Genomic DNA, 19043 nt, shown 5'->3' on the forward strand with positions numbered 1-19043 from the left:
ATTGAAGTGATTAAAAAATAACTTCAACAGACAATACTTTAATTTTAAGATAAATAATAATCTTAAAATTACAGATATGAAAAAAAATGTACTAACAGTAGTATTGTCTGGCTTAGCCCTATTGACATTTTTCGATAGTGGAGCACAAACTAAAAAGAAACCCAACATTATTATGGTCATATCAGATGACACAGGCTGGGGTGATTTGGGAGTTTACGGAGGAGGAGTCGGACGAGGAATGCCGACACCAAATCTTGATAAAATGGCTAAAGAAGGTATGCAGTTCTGGTCATTTTACGGACAACCAAGTTGTACGCCTGGAAGGGCCGCAATGTTAACTGGCCGTATTCCAAATCGTAGCGGTATGACAACTGTTGCTTTTCAAGGACAAGGTGGTGGGTTGCCAAAAGAAGAATGGACTTTGGCTTCTGTGCTAAAAAAAGCCAACTATAAAACTTACTTTTCAGGCAAGTGGCACCTTGGCGAAGCTGACTATGCCATGCCTATAGCACACGGTTTTGACAAAATGCAGAATGTGGTCCTTTATCACTTAAATGCATATACCTATGCTTTTGAATCGTGGAATCCCGAGATGTCTCCAGAGATGTTGGCACTCTTCAAGAAAGTAACAATTGGCGTACTTGAAGGAGAGGCAGGCGGAAAAGCTCGCGAAGTAAGTAAAGTTACCGAGGAGAACATAGCTGAGCTCGACATGATGATGGTCGAAAACAACTTGAAACAGTTAGATGAATATGCTAAAAGCAAAGATCCATTTTTTATGTGCATCAACTTTGCAAAAAATCACCAGCCAAACCTTCCTTCCAAACAATTTGTGGGCAAATCTCCAGGTAAAAGCAAGTATTCTGATGCTGTGGTAGAAATGGATTACAATGTAGGACGCATTATGGATAAGATTCGTTCGCTAGGTATTGCCGAAAATACTATAGTCATCTATACAGTAGACAACGGGGCTTGGCAGGATGTACATCCTGATTCTGGTTATACTCCTTTCAGAGGAACTAAGGGAACAGATAGAGAAGGAGGTAGCCGCGTGCCAGCACTTGCTTGGTGGCCAGGACAAATTGAAGCTGGAAGCCAAAGCCACGATATTGTAGGCGGACTTGATCTGATGGCAACATTTGCCAGTCTTGCAGGCGTGGAACTTCCTAAAAAAGATAGGGCAGGCGTTGATATGGTTTTCGACAGCTATGATATGTCTAATGTTCTGTTTAAAAAAGGTACTTCGATTCGTGACAGATGGTTTTATTTTACAGAAGCTGAATTGTCTCCCGGTGCAGTTCGTATAGGAAAATTTAAAGCTGTATTTAATACTCGAGGAGATAATGGGGCTATTGCGGGAAGCGACGCACCTGGTCAGCAGTTGGGTTGGAGAGGAGACGAGACTTATGTAGCTACAGTTCCAGCGATTTACAATATTTGGCAGGATCCGCAAGAACGCTACGATCTATTTATGAACAGCTGGACAGAAAAAACTTGGACGGCTATAATTTTTAATGAAGCTATTGCGGATTTGATGAAAACTTATGCTAAAATACCGCCGAGAGCACCTCAGAGTGAAACTTTTACAGGAGAGATGCAGATAGAGCGCTATAGAACTATGGAGCAGGTGAAAAAGATGCTGAACGAAAAGAAAACAGCGCTTCCTCCCTTGAGCGTGGACTCTAAATAGTAGTACTGCCGGGCATTTGCCCGGCTTTTACTTTTAAGGATAAAGAAGATTAATCAATTTTTGCCTCAACTCAACGGCAAAATTCGCCTTCTATTACATTCCGAAAAAGTTATCGTTTCTGAGCAAAAATTCATAACGAAGCCACAAGTACAAACCATATACTTGAATCAATAGTAACTTAAAGTTGTTGATTGTTAAATACTTGTGTCTAAAAATTAATAAATTTTAAATATTTTTTTTGTAGCTTTAAACTGTATAAACATGCAATACTGTTTACTTTTTAGTAGAATATCTAAGGAATCGGCAACATCTTTAGTCCGATTTTAAAACTTGAACATTTATAACCACTAATAAATTGCTATCATGAAAAACAAGTTTATTCTTTTACTATTAATGGTGCTTACAGCAGCCTGCACTAAAAAAACCACAACAAACGAGACGGCAAAGACAAATTTAGGTGATACAGCATATACCGAATTTAAGCCCGCAAATATTCAGGAACAGATTCTATATCAGCGCGGAATAGAATCTGCTATTTGGGGGATGCCGGCAGTAAACTTCCAGCTGATGGTTGATGCTTTTTCTAAAATCAATGGAAAAGACAATCAAGTCGTAATCTGGCCAAAATTGTTAGACTGGACAAATCAGACTTTGACTCCAAATCCGGACGTGATTTATTTAATGCCCTTTTTCAATACAGAAAAAGTAGGACCGGTTGTGCTCGAAATTCCACCTGCAGAGGGTGGCGTTTTTAATGGAAGTATTATGACCTATTGGCAGAATTCTCTTGAAGATGTTGGTCCAGGAGGAGTGGATAAAGGCAAGGGAGGGAAATATCTATTTCTTCCTCCAGGCTACGATAGGACTAAAATCCCGTCAGGCTACATTCCGTTACAGTCAGATACTTATAGAGGTTATGCGCTGCTGAGATCCGTTTTGAAGAGTGGCAGTCCTGAGGATGTAGCCGCGGCCGTTGAGTATTCCAAACGCATAAAGGTTTATCCATTAAGTGAGGCTTCAAAAAATCCAACAACGGTTTTTGTCGACGCCAGCGAGAAGGTCTTTGATTCCGCTATTCCATATGACATCAGTTTTTACGAATCGTTAAATAAGATTGTACAGTCTGAACCGTGGCTCAAGAGAGACAGAGCCTATATTGATATTCTCAAAACGATTGGTATTCAAAGAGGAAAAGCCTTTAATCCCGATACTCGAACTAAAGAGATTCTCACAGCATCAGTGAAAGCCGCAAGAGAATGGCTCAATGTAAATTATGAAGCAATGCCTCCTTTTTATAAAGGTACGCATTGGGTTTTTCCTGCTACAAAAGACTTTGCCGATAATATTAAAAATAACTACGATGTTGCTGAATCCTATCCGGTAGACAATAGAGGATTAATATATATGATTATTTTCTTCAGTGCTAAACATATTGGAGAATCTCAATATTACTTAATACAAATTGTGGATAAAGAGGGAAATGTTTTAGATGGAAAAAGTTCGTATAAACTCCACGTACCCGCCAATGTGCCGGTAAAACAATATTGGTCAATGACGGTTTACGATCGCGAAACCCATACTTTCATTAAAAATGCTAAACGTGTAGGCCGCTCTTCACAGAGTCCTGGACTTAAAACCAACAGCGACGGCTCTGTAGATCTTTATTTTAGTCCAGAAGCACCTGAGTCCGGCGAATCGAATTGGGTTCCAACGGATCCTAAAGGTAAATTTGAAATTTTGGCGCGTTTTTACGGTCCGACTCCAAAGCTATATGATCAGAGCTGGAAACTAAATGATGTAGAAAAAATCAAATAATTAAGGGTAATTATTAAAATTTTAAAGATGAAAAGTAAATTTATTTTGATGATTGCAATTCTAGTATTCACAGCCTGCAATCAGAATAAAAGTAATGATAATGAAGCATTATCTTCCACAAAAACTGATTCTAATACCGTAGGCAAATTTTCGGATTCACTGTCGCCTGGGCCAGATGTAAATATGAAGATTACCGAAGCTTACGCGCGGCAAGTCGCGAGAGATGCTTACTTCTGGGCATGGCCGATGGAAAATATTTACAACAGACGCCTTGCGTTCAAGCAGTCGCCAAAAGTAGGGCTTATGAATGGCGTACTGCCATTTGCGCCATTAAACTCGTTGGCAATGCTGCATGATTATATCAAACCTGAACAGCGCTGGGTTGCCTGTCCGAATCAGGATGTAGTTTATGGAGCCGCCATTGCCGCTCTTGATGAAACCCCTGTTGTAATTCAGGTTCCAGATTTTGGTGATCGTTTCTGGGTATATCAGGTGGTGGATTTACGTACAGATGCTTTTGCACAAATCGGGAAGATGTACGGTACAAAGCCAGGGTTTTATATGCTGGCGGGCCCTAACTGGAAAGGGACAGTGCCTAAAGGAATCACTAAAGTATTTTACAGCAAAACAGGTACCGCCTTTGTTGTACCGCGAGTTTTTCAGGATGATACGCCCTCAGATAAAAATGCAGTCCAAGAAATAATTAAGTCTATTGATGTCTATGCTTTGGATAAATTTGACGGAAAAATGAAAAAGCAGGACTGGAGTAAACTCCCGTCTTTAGGTTCGCCGACAAAAGATGGCGGATCTGAAGAAACAAAATGGGTTTTCCCCGATACCTTTTTTGACCAGCTTCCTGTGGTATTAAAAGATGCTCCTCCATTGCGTGGTGAAGAGTCACGTTATGCTCAGGTGCTTGCTGTCATTGAAGCCGCAAAAAAAGATCCGTCGCTAAAAAAAGCAATGATTGAGGAAGCCCATAAAGCAGACAAAGAACTGGTTGACCCACTGCTGCAATTCCGCAATTGGGGAATAACTCTTCCTGGCAATTGGACCACTGCCGATAATTGTGCGGCTTTCGGAACGGATTATTTCACTCGTACTGCCATGGCAAAATCAAATATACTGGTAAATGCAGGTCTGGAGACCAAATACTTTTATCAGGATCTGGATGCAAAAGGAGATAGACTGAATGGTTCTAAACAGTATACCTTGACATTTGCAAAAGGCAAACTCCCGCCTGTAGACGGCTTCTGGTCTCTTACACTTTATGACAAGCATCACTTTTTCTATCCCAATGCCATAAAACGTTATTCGGTGGGAACCAAAAACCGGGATTTAAAGTACAATGCTGATGGTTCTCTTACGTTATACGTGCAGCATGCAGCGCCTGAAGGAGATAAAAAAGCCAATTGGCTGCCGAGTCCTGCCGAAGATTTCTGTTTATATTTTAGATGCTACGGCCCACAGCAGGCAGTTATTAAAAACCAATGGACGCCTCCATCTGTGGTAAAAATTTAATGTCTGCCATTGAAATTACGAAGAGGTAGGAGAGAAGAATGAGAAGTTTGATCGTGAAACCACACATTATATAAATGAAAAAAAAGTAATTCAAGTTATCGAATTGTAGAAAAAATAAAACAATGGCGTCAATTGTCTTCAATTGGCGCCATTTGGTTGTACAAGGATTTCCTGCTGGCGATTGCTGTAAAAATCAACTTTATTTCCAAATAAATTTTAATAAAATGTTCTCATATAACCCGTTGGGTGTAATTAAAAAATAAAAGCATTTTAACACATAGAAGCATAGTTTTTTGTGCCGAAAAAGAAAATGGAAGAAACAAGTTTCCACACATAGCTAAACTATGTGCATTTAGACTAGTGAAACGCCTTTTTTAAGTTTAGTTAACTATGTTTCTATGTGTTGAAAATAATTTCACCCAACGAGTTCATATAATTAATTGCAATAAAGAGAATACAATGTTTGATTTTGATTTAAAGATGATATTGGAGTCCTAGTATGTATTTCTTGTTTTTGCTTTTAAAATAAAGAGACTTCCTATAATAAGCAGTACAAGTCCAAAACCGAGGAAGCCAATATTCCACGATTCGGGTTGAGAACTTATTTCCCTGACATAATGCAGTTTTAAAATGTGATGGTTAATCAATCCTTCTATAAGATTAAAAATACCCCAACCCGCAAGCAGGCCTCCAAAAAGTAGACCTCCTTTGGTTGTAATGTTCATAAAGTGCTGGATTTTCCAAAGGAGATAAATACCGAGGACCACCGTAAGGAACGTGAAGAGATGAAAAATGCCATCCCAGAACATATTGACACTTTTGTTTAGTACCGAATTAAGAGGAGTAGTGTGGGAGAGCATTCCGTGCCATTGTAATATCTGATGAAATATAATGCCATCTGCAAAACCTCCGAGCCCGATGCCTAAAATTAGTGCAGTACAGATCATCGGTGCAGGTGAAGCCTGAGCAGAATTGTAATTGGCAATATTGCGGTATTTTAAAACACAGTAAGTTAAAAACAATAATAAGGCGGTGAGTATAATAAAAGCTGAAAAGATTAAAAAAGTATGATCGTAATAGCTTTTAATCACCGCTTCTTGCAAATTTTTATTGCAGTTAATACAGCTGTAACTACTCGTTGTGAAAAATAAGAATATTATGAGGAGTATTGTATTGAGATGAATTTGGATAATGGAATAAATTGTTTTCATAGCGGAATAATTTAAATTTTTGATTCATAAAAAATAACCGAATCTTTAGTATAATATCTGAATATCAATGGGATATTGTAAAAATGAATTTTAATTCTGTAAATAGGCCATACTGTAATGGGCTACTTTGCATCATATTAATTTAAAAAACTAAGATTATGTTATTACAAAACGAAAACACAGAAGGCACAACTGCCAAAGCGATTGAAGAACAAACTTCTAAATTGCCATCCGATTTATTTTTGTATGCTTCATTGGCATCTATGGGAACCTCACTGGCCTTGAAATGCATTGGAAAACAGCATACAGCTCTTTTTGTAGGACAATGGGCTGCGCCTTTTCTTTTGCTGGGGATTTACAATAAACTTGTAAAGCTTGAAGGGCATGATGCTCAAGATAAAGTCTAAAATAAAACGAGATTACCTTAAAAATTAAAGCTGCCATACGGCAGCTTTAATTGTATTTATACTACTTGTTTCATTGGTTTAGCACTTGTTAAAAGAGAAGCTCCGATTTCTATGATACCGAGAACTAAATGCGGTCCATAGACAGTTTCCGAAAAACCGAATAGCCAAGGCGAGGCCGCAAGAAGAGCTCCAGAGAGAAAATCAAGGATGAGGTGAAATTTCATCGGAATTAATTTCATAAATCCCAATTCGTAATTTGTGAGCAGACTGTATAATATAGCACTTACACCTAATACATAAAAAATAGTGCTTTCAATTCTGTTATGATCAAGCTCAAACAATGAAGGTGAGGCGATAAGGAAAATTCCCATGATATAATCCATATAACCATGAGTTTTGGTGTCTATTGGTTTCATAATTTTTCTAATTTAATTAATAATACTATTTATAATTGTCGTATTCAATTCAGGTAACATTTAGGGCAACAAATAAGGCGCCCGTATTTTCTTTATCACGAGCTGTTTCAAATGCCTTGTTAATTTCTTCAATTGGAAAACGGTGGCTGATCATTTTTTTAGCATTCAGTTTTCCCTTAGCCAGCAGGTCGAGACAAATTTTCATTTCGGGGTAAATATCCCAATACGAATAACTTGCACTCGGAATTAATTTAATTTCTCCCATCTGAATACGTTGCCATTCAAGGCCAATTCTGGTTATTCCGGGATCGAATCCGCCTACTATGAGTACCTTTCCTCCAATTCTTGTGAAGGAAACGGCCTCTTTTAAAGTCATTTCCATTGCCGAGCCGCCTGCACATTCAAAGGTTATATCGGCGCCTCTATTATCGGTAAATTCCAATAATTTGCTGTAAGCGTTTTCTTTTTTAGTATTTACCACAACATCGGCACCCAGTTCTTTAGCCAATTCGAGTGAAGAATCTACAATATCGAATATAATAGCATCAGCTCCTGATGCTTTAGCCAGCTGTAATTGTCCCAGTCCAATAGATCCTGAACCAATTATGGCTACTTTATCATTGAGTTTTATGCCGCTTAATTGAATGGCGTGCAGCCCTACAGAAAAAGTATCAAGCAGCGCAGCTTCTTCATACGAAACGTGGTCAGGCAGTTTGTAAAACTTTTTGGCTGGTCCGCTCACATATTGCGCAAATGCTTGCGAAATAGTTTCCATGCGGACTTTATACAAATCAGGACAAAGGTTATATTGCTGGATATTACACCATTCGCAGGTATCATCTCCCAAGACGGTTTCAACAACTACACGGTCTCCTGGTTGGAGATCTTTAACTTCTGGACCTACGCTGACAATTTCTCCGGCAAGTTCATGCCCCATAATTTTACATTCCAGATGCGGATCTTCTTTTTTCCAATGCCGAAGATCGGTGCCACAAATTCCCGCTACTCGCACGCGAGCTATAACCCAGTCTGGTTTTTGCAGTTCTGGAAGCTGCACTTCAGAAAGTGAAAAATCTCCTTTAGGCGTTTTTAAGGCCGCTTTCATTTTATCATCCATAGTTAGTAAAAAATTAGTTAAACGATATTTTATTTTAAAGCTTTTGCAAGCGATTCGGCCATAGCCTGTGCATCTTTGCTTAAGTTTTCCTTGTAATATTGCAGCAGTTCTTCTTTTGTGTTTCCAGAATCTTTTTCGTGTCCTTCCCAAATAGCGCCCAGAGAAGCATAAGGAGGCAGGGTGACACCAACAGTTGAGAAAAAGTTAAAAACATTGCCAGCAATGTGTTCTACGCCATCTGAAGCTCCCGTCGCAAGTACTCCTCCCAGTTTACCCTTGAGTGGTGAATCTTCTCCTGAAGTAATAATATCGAATACTTCATCTAAACGTTCAATACAGCGCTGAAGCTCAGAAGAATGATTATTCCACCAAATAGGTGTGGCAAATAAAATAATATCTGACAGCAATAATTTTTGATAAATATTCGGCCAGTCGTCTTCTACATCTAAATGGGTGAAACTTCCTGGCAGAATATTGTGGTCTACAAGTTTTACGGTTTCAAATTGGATTTGCTGTCTGGTTAAGAATTCTCCAAAAAATTCTACCAGCACTTGAGTGTTAGAAGGACCTTCGCTCTTTAATGTGGCCAATAATATAATTGCTTTCATATAATGTTAATTTAAATAAGATTATTGGATGGAGTTGTTTTAAAAGATTCGTTTTAAGGAGGTTGGAAAGGGTCATCACAAATTTGCAGTACCGATTTAGCTTTATTTTACAGGATTAACTCTTTGATTTACAGAGTTTGCATTTATTGCATTTTTTAACATTCATGATATTTAATGAGCAAATCATCTTGTTGTCTCATTTTCAAATTAGTACCCATGCCTAAATTTTTTAATTGCATCTAATAGTATTTGTAAAGCAGTTGTTTTATAATGTAAGAAATGATATTTGGATGTTGTAATGATTTTCAAAGTGTATGTTGTTTTTTGTGTTGCTAAAGATGTAGATTCTATAAAAGTTAATGAGATATTTATAAATATGAGAGAGAGTTAAAAATCATATTTGTTAATCAAAATTTAGAAATAATGGATAAAGATGATATTGACATTACAGATTGGAACCGTATTTTATTTGGCGAATCGCCTCCCGAAATCTTAATCGAGGTTATCCTGAGAAGTATTATTTTATATGCGGCTTTGCTTTTAGTAGTCCGTTTATTGGGTAAACGAACAAATTCCATTCTGACCATAACAGAAAGAGCTGTTTTTATTACTCTTGGGGCAATTGTAGCAATGCCAATGCATGGACCCTCACATGGCATAGCCATTGGTGTAATTGTACTGCTTACTGTTCTTTTTTTACAGAGAACTTTAACGCGCAGTTTTTTTATCAGCCGAAAATGGGAAGATATCATGCAGGGACGTCTTACCATTTTGGTCAAGAATGGAATTATAGCAGTAAAGGAACTCGAAAAACATTATTTTTCAAGACAGCAGTTGTTTGAGCTGTTGCGCGAAAAGGAAATAAGGCACTTAGGACAAGTCAAAAGGGCGTACATAGAAGCCAGTGGCACTTTAAGTATTTATAAACAGAAAGAAGTTCAGCTGGGATTATCCATACTGCCTGTTAAAGATATAGAAAGTATAATCATTGAAGATGAAAATCACAGCGCCTGTGCTTGGTGTGGTAACGTAACACTTACTGATGAGTTTGCCCGTTGCGCTGTCTGCGGTCATGACCATTGGGTAAAACCTTCTAAAGAATTTGTGAAAGATGAGTAAAGATATTGAGCTAACAGACTGGTACCGCATTTTTTTAGGGGAAGTGCCTCCCGAATTTATTTTTGAAGTAATCGGAAGAATGCTTTTTGTTTATATAATTATGGTTGCTTCGCTACGGCTTTTAGGCAGAAGAATGGAGTCTATGCTCAGCCGTGGTGAAATGGTGACCTTGGTAACACTCGGAGCCTCTGTCGGAGTGGCTATTCATACACCCGAAAGGGGAATACTGCCTTCATTAGCTGTAATAATCGCTATTATCTTGCTGCAAGTGATTCAGGCCCGTGTGACCTCAAGAAATTCAAGGGCAGAGAAATTTATTTTAGATCAAATAGCCGATCTGATAAAAGATGGACGTCTTCTTCTGGATGAAATGAAGAAAAGCCGTATTACACGAGAGCGTCTCTTTGCAGCATTACGGCAAAAAGGGATTGTCAATCTGGGTACTGTGCAGCGGTTGTATTTTGAATCCAAAGGTGTTTTCTCTGTGATTACTTATATTGAGAAAGAAAATAAAATTGGGTTATGCGTTCTGCCCGAAGGCGATACTGATTTTAGGGCAGAATTACTTTATGACGAAAATTATAAAGCCTGCCGAACCTGTGGCACTACAGTTAGTAAAAAAGAACATCATGTAAACTGTACTTACTGCAATACAAATGAATGGGAAACTGCAGTAACACAATAACCGCTCCTCGTGCCCAAAGTTTTAATCATAGCAATCTTATTGATGTTTTGTCCCGTAAATGCTCAATTATCGAGGCAAAATTAGGGACAGTTGTAGTTTAATTCATATTAAATTAATCCGTTGGGTGAAGTAGAATAAAAATAAAATATTTCATTCAAGAAATTAAAATCATTTGATCTGCTAAAATCCTTTTGCTTATAAATTTTTCACGCAGATTCAAACAGATTAAAGGGAGAATAAGGCTGATTTATACAGATTTATGTTTAAGCTTGATTTAATAGAAATGAAAAACGAATTTTAACCAACGGCTTAAATTAATGTAAGTTTTTTACGATTTTATATAAATAAAAAGCAAATGCAAACTGCAATTTTGATTCTGAATTTAATTTTAAATGTTTACTTATGTTAAATCCTGTGACACCTTGGACAGCCACCGTACAGGCTGATATAGTAAATGCAGAGCATTTATATGAAATGACTCTGCTTAATTATCAATTAGATTTTTTTAATGCCGGAGATTCTATCTGGCTCACAGTCCAGTGGCCAAACGCCGGAAAAATAGGCTTTAGACTTGCTTTTGGCATGAACAGTCAATTTGATAAAACAGATATTATCAAAGAGGATGACCAAATCGTAATAAAAGCTTCTACGCGTTTGGCTCGATACACGATCACAGTTTCTTTTCCTGAAACTGATTTTCCTTTACTTCGTTATACAACGGAGTTCACAGCTTTGTTTCCACTATTAATTCCTTTTTGGCCACGTGATATTGTTCCTTTGACTACAGACGGACAAATTGAAAATACTTCAGGTATTATTCACACGCATCAAATAGGAACCCGCAGTGGACATCTGTATTTCAGTATGACCAAACCTAAAGATGGTTCGGTATTTTACTTCCAGAACCTCAGTGCTATGTCTGCTTACTGTGACGCATCCGAAACATCATTGGCAGAAACCGTGGGTGGTAGTTGGCCCGAAATTGGTTTTCAATTTCCAGTCAACCCAGAAAAAGCGATTCCGGCAGACAAAGCTTTTACTATTTCAGATGCTTTTGTAATCCTTGAAGAAAGCACTATAAAGAATGATTTAGATTTGACTTCACAGTTTTTAAATCATTTGGCACTTTTGTACCCGCATATTTCAAAACCCGAAGCATCTTATCAGGATTGGCCTGCCATTACAGAAAGAGTACTAGAACAACTTTACCTCAATAAAGGGTGCTGGACCATGGCAAATGAAGCCCCGTATTTAAATGCCTATGTACAGGATTATAAAACACCTGCCGAAATTATGGTACAGCTGGCTGTTAAGCTTCCACTGCATGAATATTTGGCGTGGTCAGAAACGAGTCATCCGCTTTTTGATGATCTTGACAAAGGACTTGATCAGTTTTATGATGAACGAATCAAAACTATAGTAAGATGGCATCCGGCACTTGTGGATCAGCTGGACAAATCCGAGGAACAGAAAGAAGAAATGGTCATGGACTCCTGGTATCTTCATCATCCGTTATTGAATTTGGCCCGTCTGGCCCAGAGAGGAGACAAAATTGCCCAGAAACTTTTCGAAGATTCGGTAGATTATGCCATTAAAGTGGCGCATCATTTTGATTACAATTGGCCTGTTTTTTATAGAATGACAACATTAGAAGTGCTCAAAGCCGAAACGGCTCCAGGAAAAGGAGGGGAGAAAGACGTTCCAGGTTCTTATGCCCATGTCATGCAGATGGCTTATAAATTAATGGGTGAAAAACGATTTCTTACCGAAGCCCGCCGTGCTTTGAAAAGTCTGGAAGGACTGGGCTTTGATATTTTCTATCAGGCTAACAACACCGCCTTTACGGCTGGAGCCTTAGCAGAATTATACAGAGAAACGGGAGATGAGAAATACCTTAAGCTCAGCTATAGCTGTCTGGCAGGTGTCTTTAAAAATGTGCAGCTCTGGGAGTGCGGTTACGGTTACGGAAAAAACTTCCCAAGCTTTTTTTCGGTTTTTCCGTTAAATGATGCGCCTTATACGGCCGCTTATGAAGAATTTGAAGTATATGCCGCGCTGCATCATTATATGGAAGTAACAGATGGGCTCGATATATTGCCATCTTTAAAAGTGCTTATTCCTGAATTTATTAAATACGCTACAGGCAGACTAGCATTTTATTTTCCGCCGCTGCTCCCTGGCGATATGATAGCTGAAGAAATTAAAACCGGCCAGGTGCAGAAGGAACTCTGGGTGCCTTTAGAAGACATACATGACGGCTGGGAAAAATCTGGCGAAGTCGGGCAGGAGGTTTACGGGTCGGGAATGGCTTTTGGGATAATTCCGCGCCAGTATTTTAAAATTAAAGAACTCAATGCTTTGGGATTTGTTGATTATCCAGCTGTGAATTTCCGTTTTGGAAAGAACAAAATTACTTTCCGTTTAACAGGTGATGTAAGATTTAAAGCAATGATGCGAATTTTGGGAATTTCAAAAGCTGCAGTATCAAAATTGAAAATCGAAGTAAAAGAAGCCACTAAATACCAGCCGATAAAAGCTGTAAACGGCAATGAATTTGGATTTCCAGGAAATGCCAGTATTCGTATAAGCTGGTAAAATGACTACAATCTATATTGATCTTAAAGCTTATGTTCTTTTAAAGAGCAAAAACTAAATTACTTAAATTAAATAAAAGCAACTTATGAAAAACTTATCAGATTACTTTGGGCGTAATATAAATCGTAAACGCATCGTTATAACTGGCGGTACTACAGGAATCGGAAAAGACACTGCCGAACTTTTGGCTTCTCTGGGAGGAAATGTTTTTATTTTCGGAAGAGACAAGGACGATTTTGATCAGGCTATTGCTGACATCAAACAGCAGGCAGAGGGCGATGTATGCGGTATTACAGCCGATATTACACGCAGGGAAGATATCGAACTGATCTGGCAGGAAATAGACCAGACATTAGGCGGTATTGATATTCTTATAAACAATGCGGCGCTTCCTGCGGGAGGAATTAATGATGAAGAATATGAAAATATAAAATACATCATTGACACCAATGTAATAGGTTACATCTCTTTTGCTAAAGAAGCTGTCATCCGAATGAAAGCCCATGGACATGGACATATCGTTAATATAGGTTCTATGAGCGCAGAAGTAAAGGAAGAAACAGGAACTGTATATGTTGCTACTAAATCTGCTATTAGAGGTTTTAGCGCAGCTCTTCGAAAAGAGGTCAATTCAGAAGGTATAAAGGTGTCTCATATCGAACCTGGCAGTGTTATTAGTGATATGCAGCCAGCACCTAAAGAAGAACAGTGGGATAAAATGAAAAAGATGGAAATGCTCAAAGCAGAGGATATTGCCATGAGTGTTTTGTTTTGTCTTTCTCAGCCCCTACGCTGTGATGTAGTAACCATACAGGTAAGACCTCATTTACAGATTATTTAGAGTTGTTTACTTATCGGATTGTTATTTACACTATTTAAAAAATAGAAGTATGAAAAGAAGTAGATTAATACCGAAAGTCCGAAAAGGTGCCAAAGTTTACGGCATCTTTGAGAAATTATGGATGATGCAGTTGCGGGAGCTTTTAAGTTCTGAACGTCAGAGTATGCAGACGCTCCCCAAGATTGTACAAAAGGTGTCGTCTCCAAATCTAAAAGATGTCCTGAAAGGCTATATTGAAATCACACGTCAGCAAATCATTCGTCTTGAGCAGATTTTTGCCCTCAGAGATACTCCTGCAAGGGGCAGAAAGGGAATAGCTTCATCGGGACTTTTAAAGGAAGTTCTCAGCGTGTCGGCCAATACCATTTCGGGCCCCGTGTGGGATGCTGGTACAATTGCTGCCGTTCAAAAAATTATTCATTACCAAATCGCAGCCTATCATACCTTAATGTCTTGGAGTCGCACTCTCAGTGAAGAGCGAATTGCTGAGATGCTCGCTGTAGCATCATGCGAAGAAAAAGAAGCCGATCGTTTACTTACGGAAGCTGCTCACACCACTATTAATTTTGATGCAGCTATTGATGAAAACAAAAAAATAGCAACAGAACATTACAATCCCAAATTATAAAGCATGCTTGTTGTAGAGTCTAAAATTTGTTCATTCTATTCGATAAATTTTTAATGGTCCGAGGAAATAAAATTGGGTTGTCTCAAAAAGTTGGGACAACCCAATTTATTTATAATGCGTATTGTCTTTTTTTGGTAAATTGTGATAATGCAAGTGTTATTTAAAAAATGGAATTATTTTTTAGGAACCTTATATGGATCGGGTGTTCCAGGTTTAATGAGCGGATATTTGGAAGTACTTTTTTCAAATTCTCCAACTATTTTCATCATAGATCCAACCACCCATGCATTTGGAGTTAAACTTGAAGGATATTCTTCTTTAGGGTCCGTATATAAATCAAAAATCTGAGGTACACCGAGTTTGACTGGAGTACTCCACCAATCTCTTTCAGACTGATAAAAAGCCATCTTGAAATTTTTCCATTTAATGGCTTCTAATCGATCAGCTAAAAAAATTGGGAATCCTTCACGATTTGATGTTGTTTTGCCAAGGAAAAAATCAGACTGGTCCAGGCCATCAATTGGACGATCTGTAGGTTTATCAACGCCTGCAATCTTCGCAAATGTTACAAATGTGTCGACTTCGTGTACGATTTCGTTGCTTACCCGACCTGCTGGAATCTTTCCTGGCCATCGAATAATAAAAGGTGTTCGAAGTGAACCTTCCATATGGGTAAAGTAATAGCCGCTCCATGGCCCAGAGAATCCTTGTGAAGGAGCGGTAGGATCGGGACCGTTGTCGCTTGTAAATACAAAGATGGTGTTCTCACGAATTCCAAGTCTATCAACAGTGTCAGTTATTTCACCTACATGGCTGTCCATTTCGGCAAGTGCGTCGGGAAAGTCCCCATTTCCCGTTTTACCGCTAAAGTCTGGATTCGGTAGAGCTGGAAAATGAACTAAGGTAAAAGGTATATAAGCGTAGAATGGTTTCCCAGCCTGTACACTTCGCTGCATAAAATCGATAGTATACTTAGTAATTTCTGCATCAATCGTACGACGTTTGTCCAAATCATAGACCGCAATATCTCTACTATTTTCACCTTTGCGTCCTTGCATAACCTGCATAAAAGGTATTCCTAACGCTTTTGCACCGGGCTGGGAGGGAAACATCGACTCATCTGTTGTTCTGGGAATTCCGTACCACTCATCAAAACCCTGCTTGTTTGGAAGCCGGGATTGATCGCTTCCTAGATGCCATTTGCCAAAATGTGCTGTTGCATAACCGGCATCAGAAAGTAATTCGGCAATTGTTACTTCCCATTGTGTAAGGCCATCAGGTAAACCTGGTAATGGCACAGAGTGGGTTCCTGAACGAATGGCATATCGGCCGGTAAAATAGCCGAACGGCTGGGTGTACATTGCGCTTCAACATTGAAATTTGTTAAACGAGTGCCTTCTGCGGCCAGCTTATCTATTCTCGGTGTAGCAGCTCCTCTTATTTCTCCACCGCCGTAACATCCCACCTCACCATAACCAAGATTATCCATCAGTATAAAAACAATGTTTGGTTTTGCTGAAGATGAGGATGGGTTTTGTTGTGCTGTGAGATTTATTGCTACAAAAAAAGATGATATCAAAGAAATGATAATTTTTTTTAATTTGATTGCTAACATATAAAGTGCTTTTTGGTAATGTCAAAAATAAATTGTGGGCTATTGATTAACCGGGCTTTTTGGCGCAAAGAATTTTACGCACGGGGCTAATGTGATAAAGAAAGAATTTCCCTCTGTACGATTAATTGCTCCGAGTTCAGACAGCCAGCGAACGCCTATACTAGATTTTATGGAGGGTATAAAGATATTGGCCTCAGCACCTAGTGCATAAATTTTATCCTTGTTTTTCAATTCAAATGTGCTGCTATTGATTTGGGGAACAGTCATTTTGTCTTGTCCTGTTTTAAACTGTATATAGTATACCATCCCTGCATTAATAATCATCGGAAGCGGATTATCGTTTACTTTTTTTTCCCAGGTTTTTCCAAGACCGCCTTCAATGCTAAGTAGACTTCCAGGCTTTATTTCGTTATTTCCGGTATTCTTTTTTTTACTGTTCAAGGCATAGGAAAGTAAAGCCGAAATATTCCATTCTTTTTTGGTATCAAAATAATAGGTGCTCCCGGCAGAGAATTCATTGGTAAAAATACCCATTCCAGCATTTTCATTGCCTCCCAATTCATATTTGCCAGTAGGAAGATAAACGGCATAACCAACAGTAAAATCTGCTTTTTTAGAATGCCATCCTAACTGAACAGGCTGTACATATATATCGGTAAAAGCAAGTGAAGATTTAGTAGAAATAACATCACCTTCAATTCTGCTGGAAGCAAAAGCTAATAAAATGGAACCTCCATAATTACCGCCGAGTATTTTTAAATTAGTTACAAAATTCCCCCCAAAACCCAGTAGAAACATATTAATATCAGGAATATTGAGTTTTTCCCCTTCACCGTTGAAAAGCTTTGAAGTCTTATAATTATATAAGGCTAAGGCAGGCATGAAAGACGGAGGAGGCTGAGTACCTGACTGTAGCCCAACATCACCCAAAAGATGAGTGCCTTTTAGCTGTCCATATGTCGAATCGCCAGAGAAAATAAGTATAGAAACCCAAAAGATAGAGATTATCATCGATTTAAAAAAGTAAACATTTTTTATGGTTTGCGCTACAGGATGACCGTTGCTAAATTCAAATTCCTTATTAGGATCATTGGCAAGACTAGATTTCTTGTACGAATTGTTTTCTGTTTTCTTTCGCAAGTAGCAAACAAAAATGTGATGCTTCGAAAGAGCCCAAAGGTAGATTTTCGCTTTCATGATTTTTAGGATTTTGATTTTAATGGGTTATTCTCTATAAAATTAATATTGTATAAGAATAGTTTTATAGAATTGAAAAGAGAATTGGTTGCAAGTTATAATTTGCAACATGTTTTTAAGGTGAGTAATAGTCAATCACTATTATTGATTGGGAAGTGTGGTTATGAAGTAAATTAAAAATCATGATTAGTAAGCAACATAATAAGAAGTCATTAACTAAAGCAAAATTCCAAATAATGGTAATGGCATTAAATTTATTTTAAATTATAGTTGCCTTAAGCAACTATAATCATATATTTGCAGTAAATAATAAAAAACTTATGGAAAATATTGTGTCAGAAGTTAGAGCATTCAATCGATTTTATACCACTGAGCTGGATATTCTAGACAAAAGCTACCTTAACAGCAGTTACTCACTTAGTGAGGTCAGGATATTATATGAAATCAATGTGCGCCAGAATGTAACTGCTCAGCAACTAAGTGAGACTGTAAGATTAGACAAAGGCTACCTAAGTAGGATTCTTAAAGGTTTTTTAAAAGAGGAGCTTATTGTGAAGGTTGCCTCTTCAATGGACAAACGCAGTTCAGATATAAAACTTACCGCTTCAGGTCGTAAACTACTAAATGAGTTAAATAAAAATGCAGATTTACAAATCTCGGAAAAACTGCAAAAGCTTTCTGAGATTGAAAAAATAAGGCTGGTAGATTGCATGAAGGAAATAGAGGGTATACTGCAATGCGGGTCAGTCAGTGAATTATCTCCTTCAGATATTGTTTACCGATCTGATCTAAGACCTGGTGATATAGGGTACATCATATATCTCCATAGCAAAATATATGGCCAGGAATCTGTCTTTTCAAATGAATTTGAAGCGTATGTTGTAAAAACATTCCATAATTTTCTTGCCGAATATTCATCAGAAAAAGACCGTCTCTGGTTTGCTGAATATAAAGGGGAGATTATTGGCTGCATCGCCATTATCCATAGTGCTGGTAATGATGCGCAGCTACGATGGTTTTTGTCAGATCCTGCATTTCGGGGACTTGGAATAGGAAAAAAATTACTTTTAGATGCCTTGGAATTTTGCCGTGAAAAAAAATATAAAAGCGTATTTCTGCTGACAACTAATCTTCAGCAGCAGGCGGTTAAAATGTACAAAAATGCCGGATTCAAATTAACGGAGTCAAATCAGGTAGAGCAGTGGGGTGCAAGCTTTATGGAAGAACGATATGATTTAAAGCTGTGAATTGTTTTGCGAGGCAATGGGTGCAATCTGCATAGCTGTTTGCAATAGTTTGCTTTGTAAAATTCATACTTATTTGATTAGTATGCTTCAGGTGGGGATTCGGGAATATGTGATTTTCCAACTATACATTGGAAAGATGTATAAGCAATATGTTCGTGACACTATTCCCAAATACTGGAAAAAACAGGATTTCCCTGAGTATGAATTTATTATTGAAGAAATGACAAAATTTAATTTAACTCATTAATTGTCGCTCGATTGAGATTAAAATTGACTTAGTTTTTGGTTTTGTACTTGGAAAATTTGTAAATAACGGAAAAATCTCGCATCT

The 19043-nt window shown here is 38.1% G+C and carries 15 protein-coding genes and 1 pseudogene; 10 read left to right on the forward strand and 6 right to left on the reverse strand.

From position 1 onward, the window contains the following. The first annotated feature begins 76 nt into the window (after positions 1-76). The 3 genes from E0W73_RS17675 (at position 77) to E0W73_RS17685 (ending at position 5026) form a co-directional block, all read left to right on the forward strand. Positions 77-1690: an arylsulfatase gene (locus tag E0W73_RS17675; protein ID WP_162847724.1), complete on the forward strand. Its 1614-nt coding sequence runs from the start codon at positions 77-79 to the stop codon at positions 1688-1690. A gap of 363 nt (positions 1691-2053) precedes the next feature. After that, positions 2054-3505, forward strand: coding sequence for a DUF1254 domain-containing protein (locus E0W73_RS17680; protein ID WP_135223368.1), 1452 nt, complete (start codon positions 2054-2056; stop codon positions 3503-3505). 27 nt (positions 3506-3532) lie between these two features. Continuing rightward, the gene (locus tag E0W73_RS17685; RefSeq protein WP_208730548.1) at positions 3533-5026 is read left to right on the forward strand and encodes a DUF1254 domain-containing protein; all 1494 of its coding nucleotides are present in this window, start codon (positions 3533-3535) and stop codon (positions 5024-5026) included. Positions 5027-5520: 494 nt separating this feature from the next. Here the strand turns inward: E0W73_RS17685 and E0W73_RS17690 are convergent, their stop codons facing one another. Next, positions 5521-6117, reverse strand: a complete 597-nt coding sequence (locus E0W73_RS17690) for a DUF2243 domain-containing protein (protein WP_208730549.1) — start codon at positions 6115-6117, stop codon at positions 5521-5523. A 278-nt stretch (positions 6118-6395) separates the two neighbouring features. Here E0W73_RS17690 and E0W73_RS17695 point away from each other — a divergent pair, with 278 nt between their 5' ends. Beyond that, positions 6396-6644 (forward strand): hypothetical protein, encoded by a 249-nt coding sequence (locus E0W73_RS17695; protein WP_208730550.1) that lies wholly within the window; start codon positions 6396-6398, stop codon positions 6642-6644. 56 nt (positions 6645-6700) lie between these two features. On the opposite strand, the gene E0W73_RS17700 is transcribed toward E0W73_RS17695, so the two are convergent. The 3 genes from E0W73_RS17700 to E0W73_RS17710 are packed head-to-tail and all read right to left on the reverse strand — an operon-like array spanning position 6701 to position 8785. Beyond that, positions 6701-7060 carry an SPW repeat domain-containing protein gene (locus tag E0W73_RS17700; protein WP_135223370.1) on the reverse strand — a complete coding sequence of 120 codons (360 nt, stop codon included), beginning with the start codon at positions 7058-7060 and terminating at the stop codon, positions 6701-6703. Positions 7061-7109: 49 nt separating this feature from the next. Next, positions 7110-8177: a zinc-dependent alcohol dehydrogenase gene (locus E0W73_RS17705; protein WP_135223371.1), complete on the reverse strand. Its 1068-nt coding sequence runs from the start codon at positions 8175-8177 to the stop codon at positions 7110-7112. Positions 8178-8206: 29 nt separating this feature from the next. After that, positions 8207-8785: a flavodoxin family protein gene (locus E0W73_RS17710; protein WP_135223372.1), complete on the reverse strand. Its 579-nt coding sequence runs from the start codon at positions 8783-8785 to the stop codon at positions 8207-8209. A gap of 423 nt (positions 8786-9208) precedes the next feature. On the opposite strand from E0W73_RS17710, the gene E0W73_RS17715 reads away from it, so the two are divergent. The 5 genes from E0W73_RS17715 to E0W73_RS17735 all read left to right on the forward strand — a co-directional run bounded on the left by E0W73_RS17715 (position 9209) and on the right by E0W73_RS17735 (position 14653). Continuing rightward, positions 9209-9904: a DUF421 domain-containing protein gene (locus tag E0W73_RS17715; RefSeq protein ID WP_135223373.1), complete on the forward strand. Its 696-nt coding sequence runs from the start codon at positions 9209-9211 to the stop codon at positions 9902-9904. Continuing rightward, positions 9897-10589 (forward strand): DUF421 domain-containing protein, encoded by a 693-nt coding sequence (locus tag E0W73_RS17720; protein WP_135223374.1) that lies wholly within the window; start codon positions 9897-9899, stop codon positions 10587-10589. The genes E0W73_RS17715 and E0W73_RS17720 overlap by 8 nt, the downstream gene beginning before the upstream one ends. A 402-nt stretch (positions 10590-10991) precedes the next feature. After that, a complete protein-coding gene (locus tag E0W73_RS17725) occupies positions 10992-13184 on the forward strand; it encodes a glycoside hydrolase family protein (protein WP_135223375.1) in 2193 nt (730 codons plus the stop codon). Positions 13185-13269: 85 nt separating this feature from the next. Next, complete coding sequence (locus E0W73_RS17730; RefSeq protein ID WP_135223376.1) at positions 13270-14025, forward strand: SDR family oxidoreductase; 756 nt, start codon at positions 13270-13272, stop codon at positions 14023-14025. 49 nt (positions 14026-14074) lie between these two features. Then, complete coding sequence (locus E0W73_RS17735; RefSeq protein ID WP_135223377.1) at positions 14075-14653, forward strand: YciE/YciF ferroxidase family protein; 579 nt, start codon at positions 14075-14077, stop codon at positions 14651-14653. Positions 14654-14826: 173 nt separating this feature from the next. Here the strand turns inward: E0W73_RS17735 and E0W73_RS17740 are convergent. Beyond that, positions 14827-16268, reverse strand: a pseudogene (locus E0W73_RS17740) (arylsulfatase). Positions 16269-16307: 39 nt separating this feature from the next. Further along, complete coding sequence (locus E0W73_RS17745; RefSeq protein ID WP_135223378.1) at positions 16308-17465, reverse strand: SphA family protein; 1158 nt, start codon at positions 17463-17465, stop codon at positions 16308-16310. A gap of 320 nt (positions 17466-17785) precedes the next feature. Here E0W73_RS17745 and E0W73_RS17750 point away from each other — a divergent pair, with 320 nt between their 5' ends. Continuing rightward, complete coding sequence (locus E0W73_RS17750; RefSeq protein ID WP_135223379.1) at positions 17786-18712, forward strand: bifunctional helix-turn-helix transcriptional regulator/GNAT family N-acetyltransferase; 927 nt, start codon at positions 17786-17788, stop codon at positions 18710-18712. The last annotated feature ends 331 nt before the right edge of the window (positions 18713-19043 follow it).

It is taken from the genome of Flavobacterium foetidum (genome assembly GCF_004634245.1).
Lineage (GTDB): Bacteria > Bacteroidota > Bacteroidia > Flavobacteriales > Flavobacteriaceae > Flavobacterium > Flavobacterium foetidum.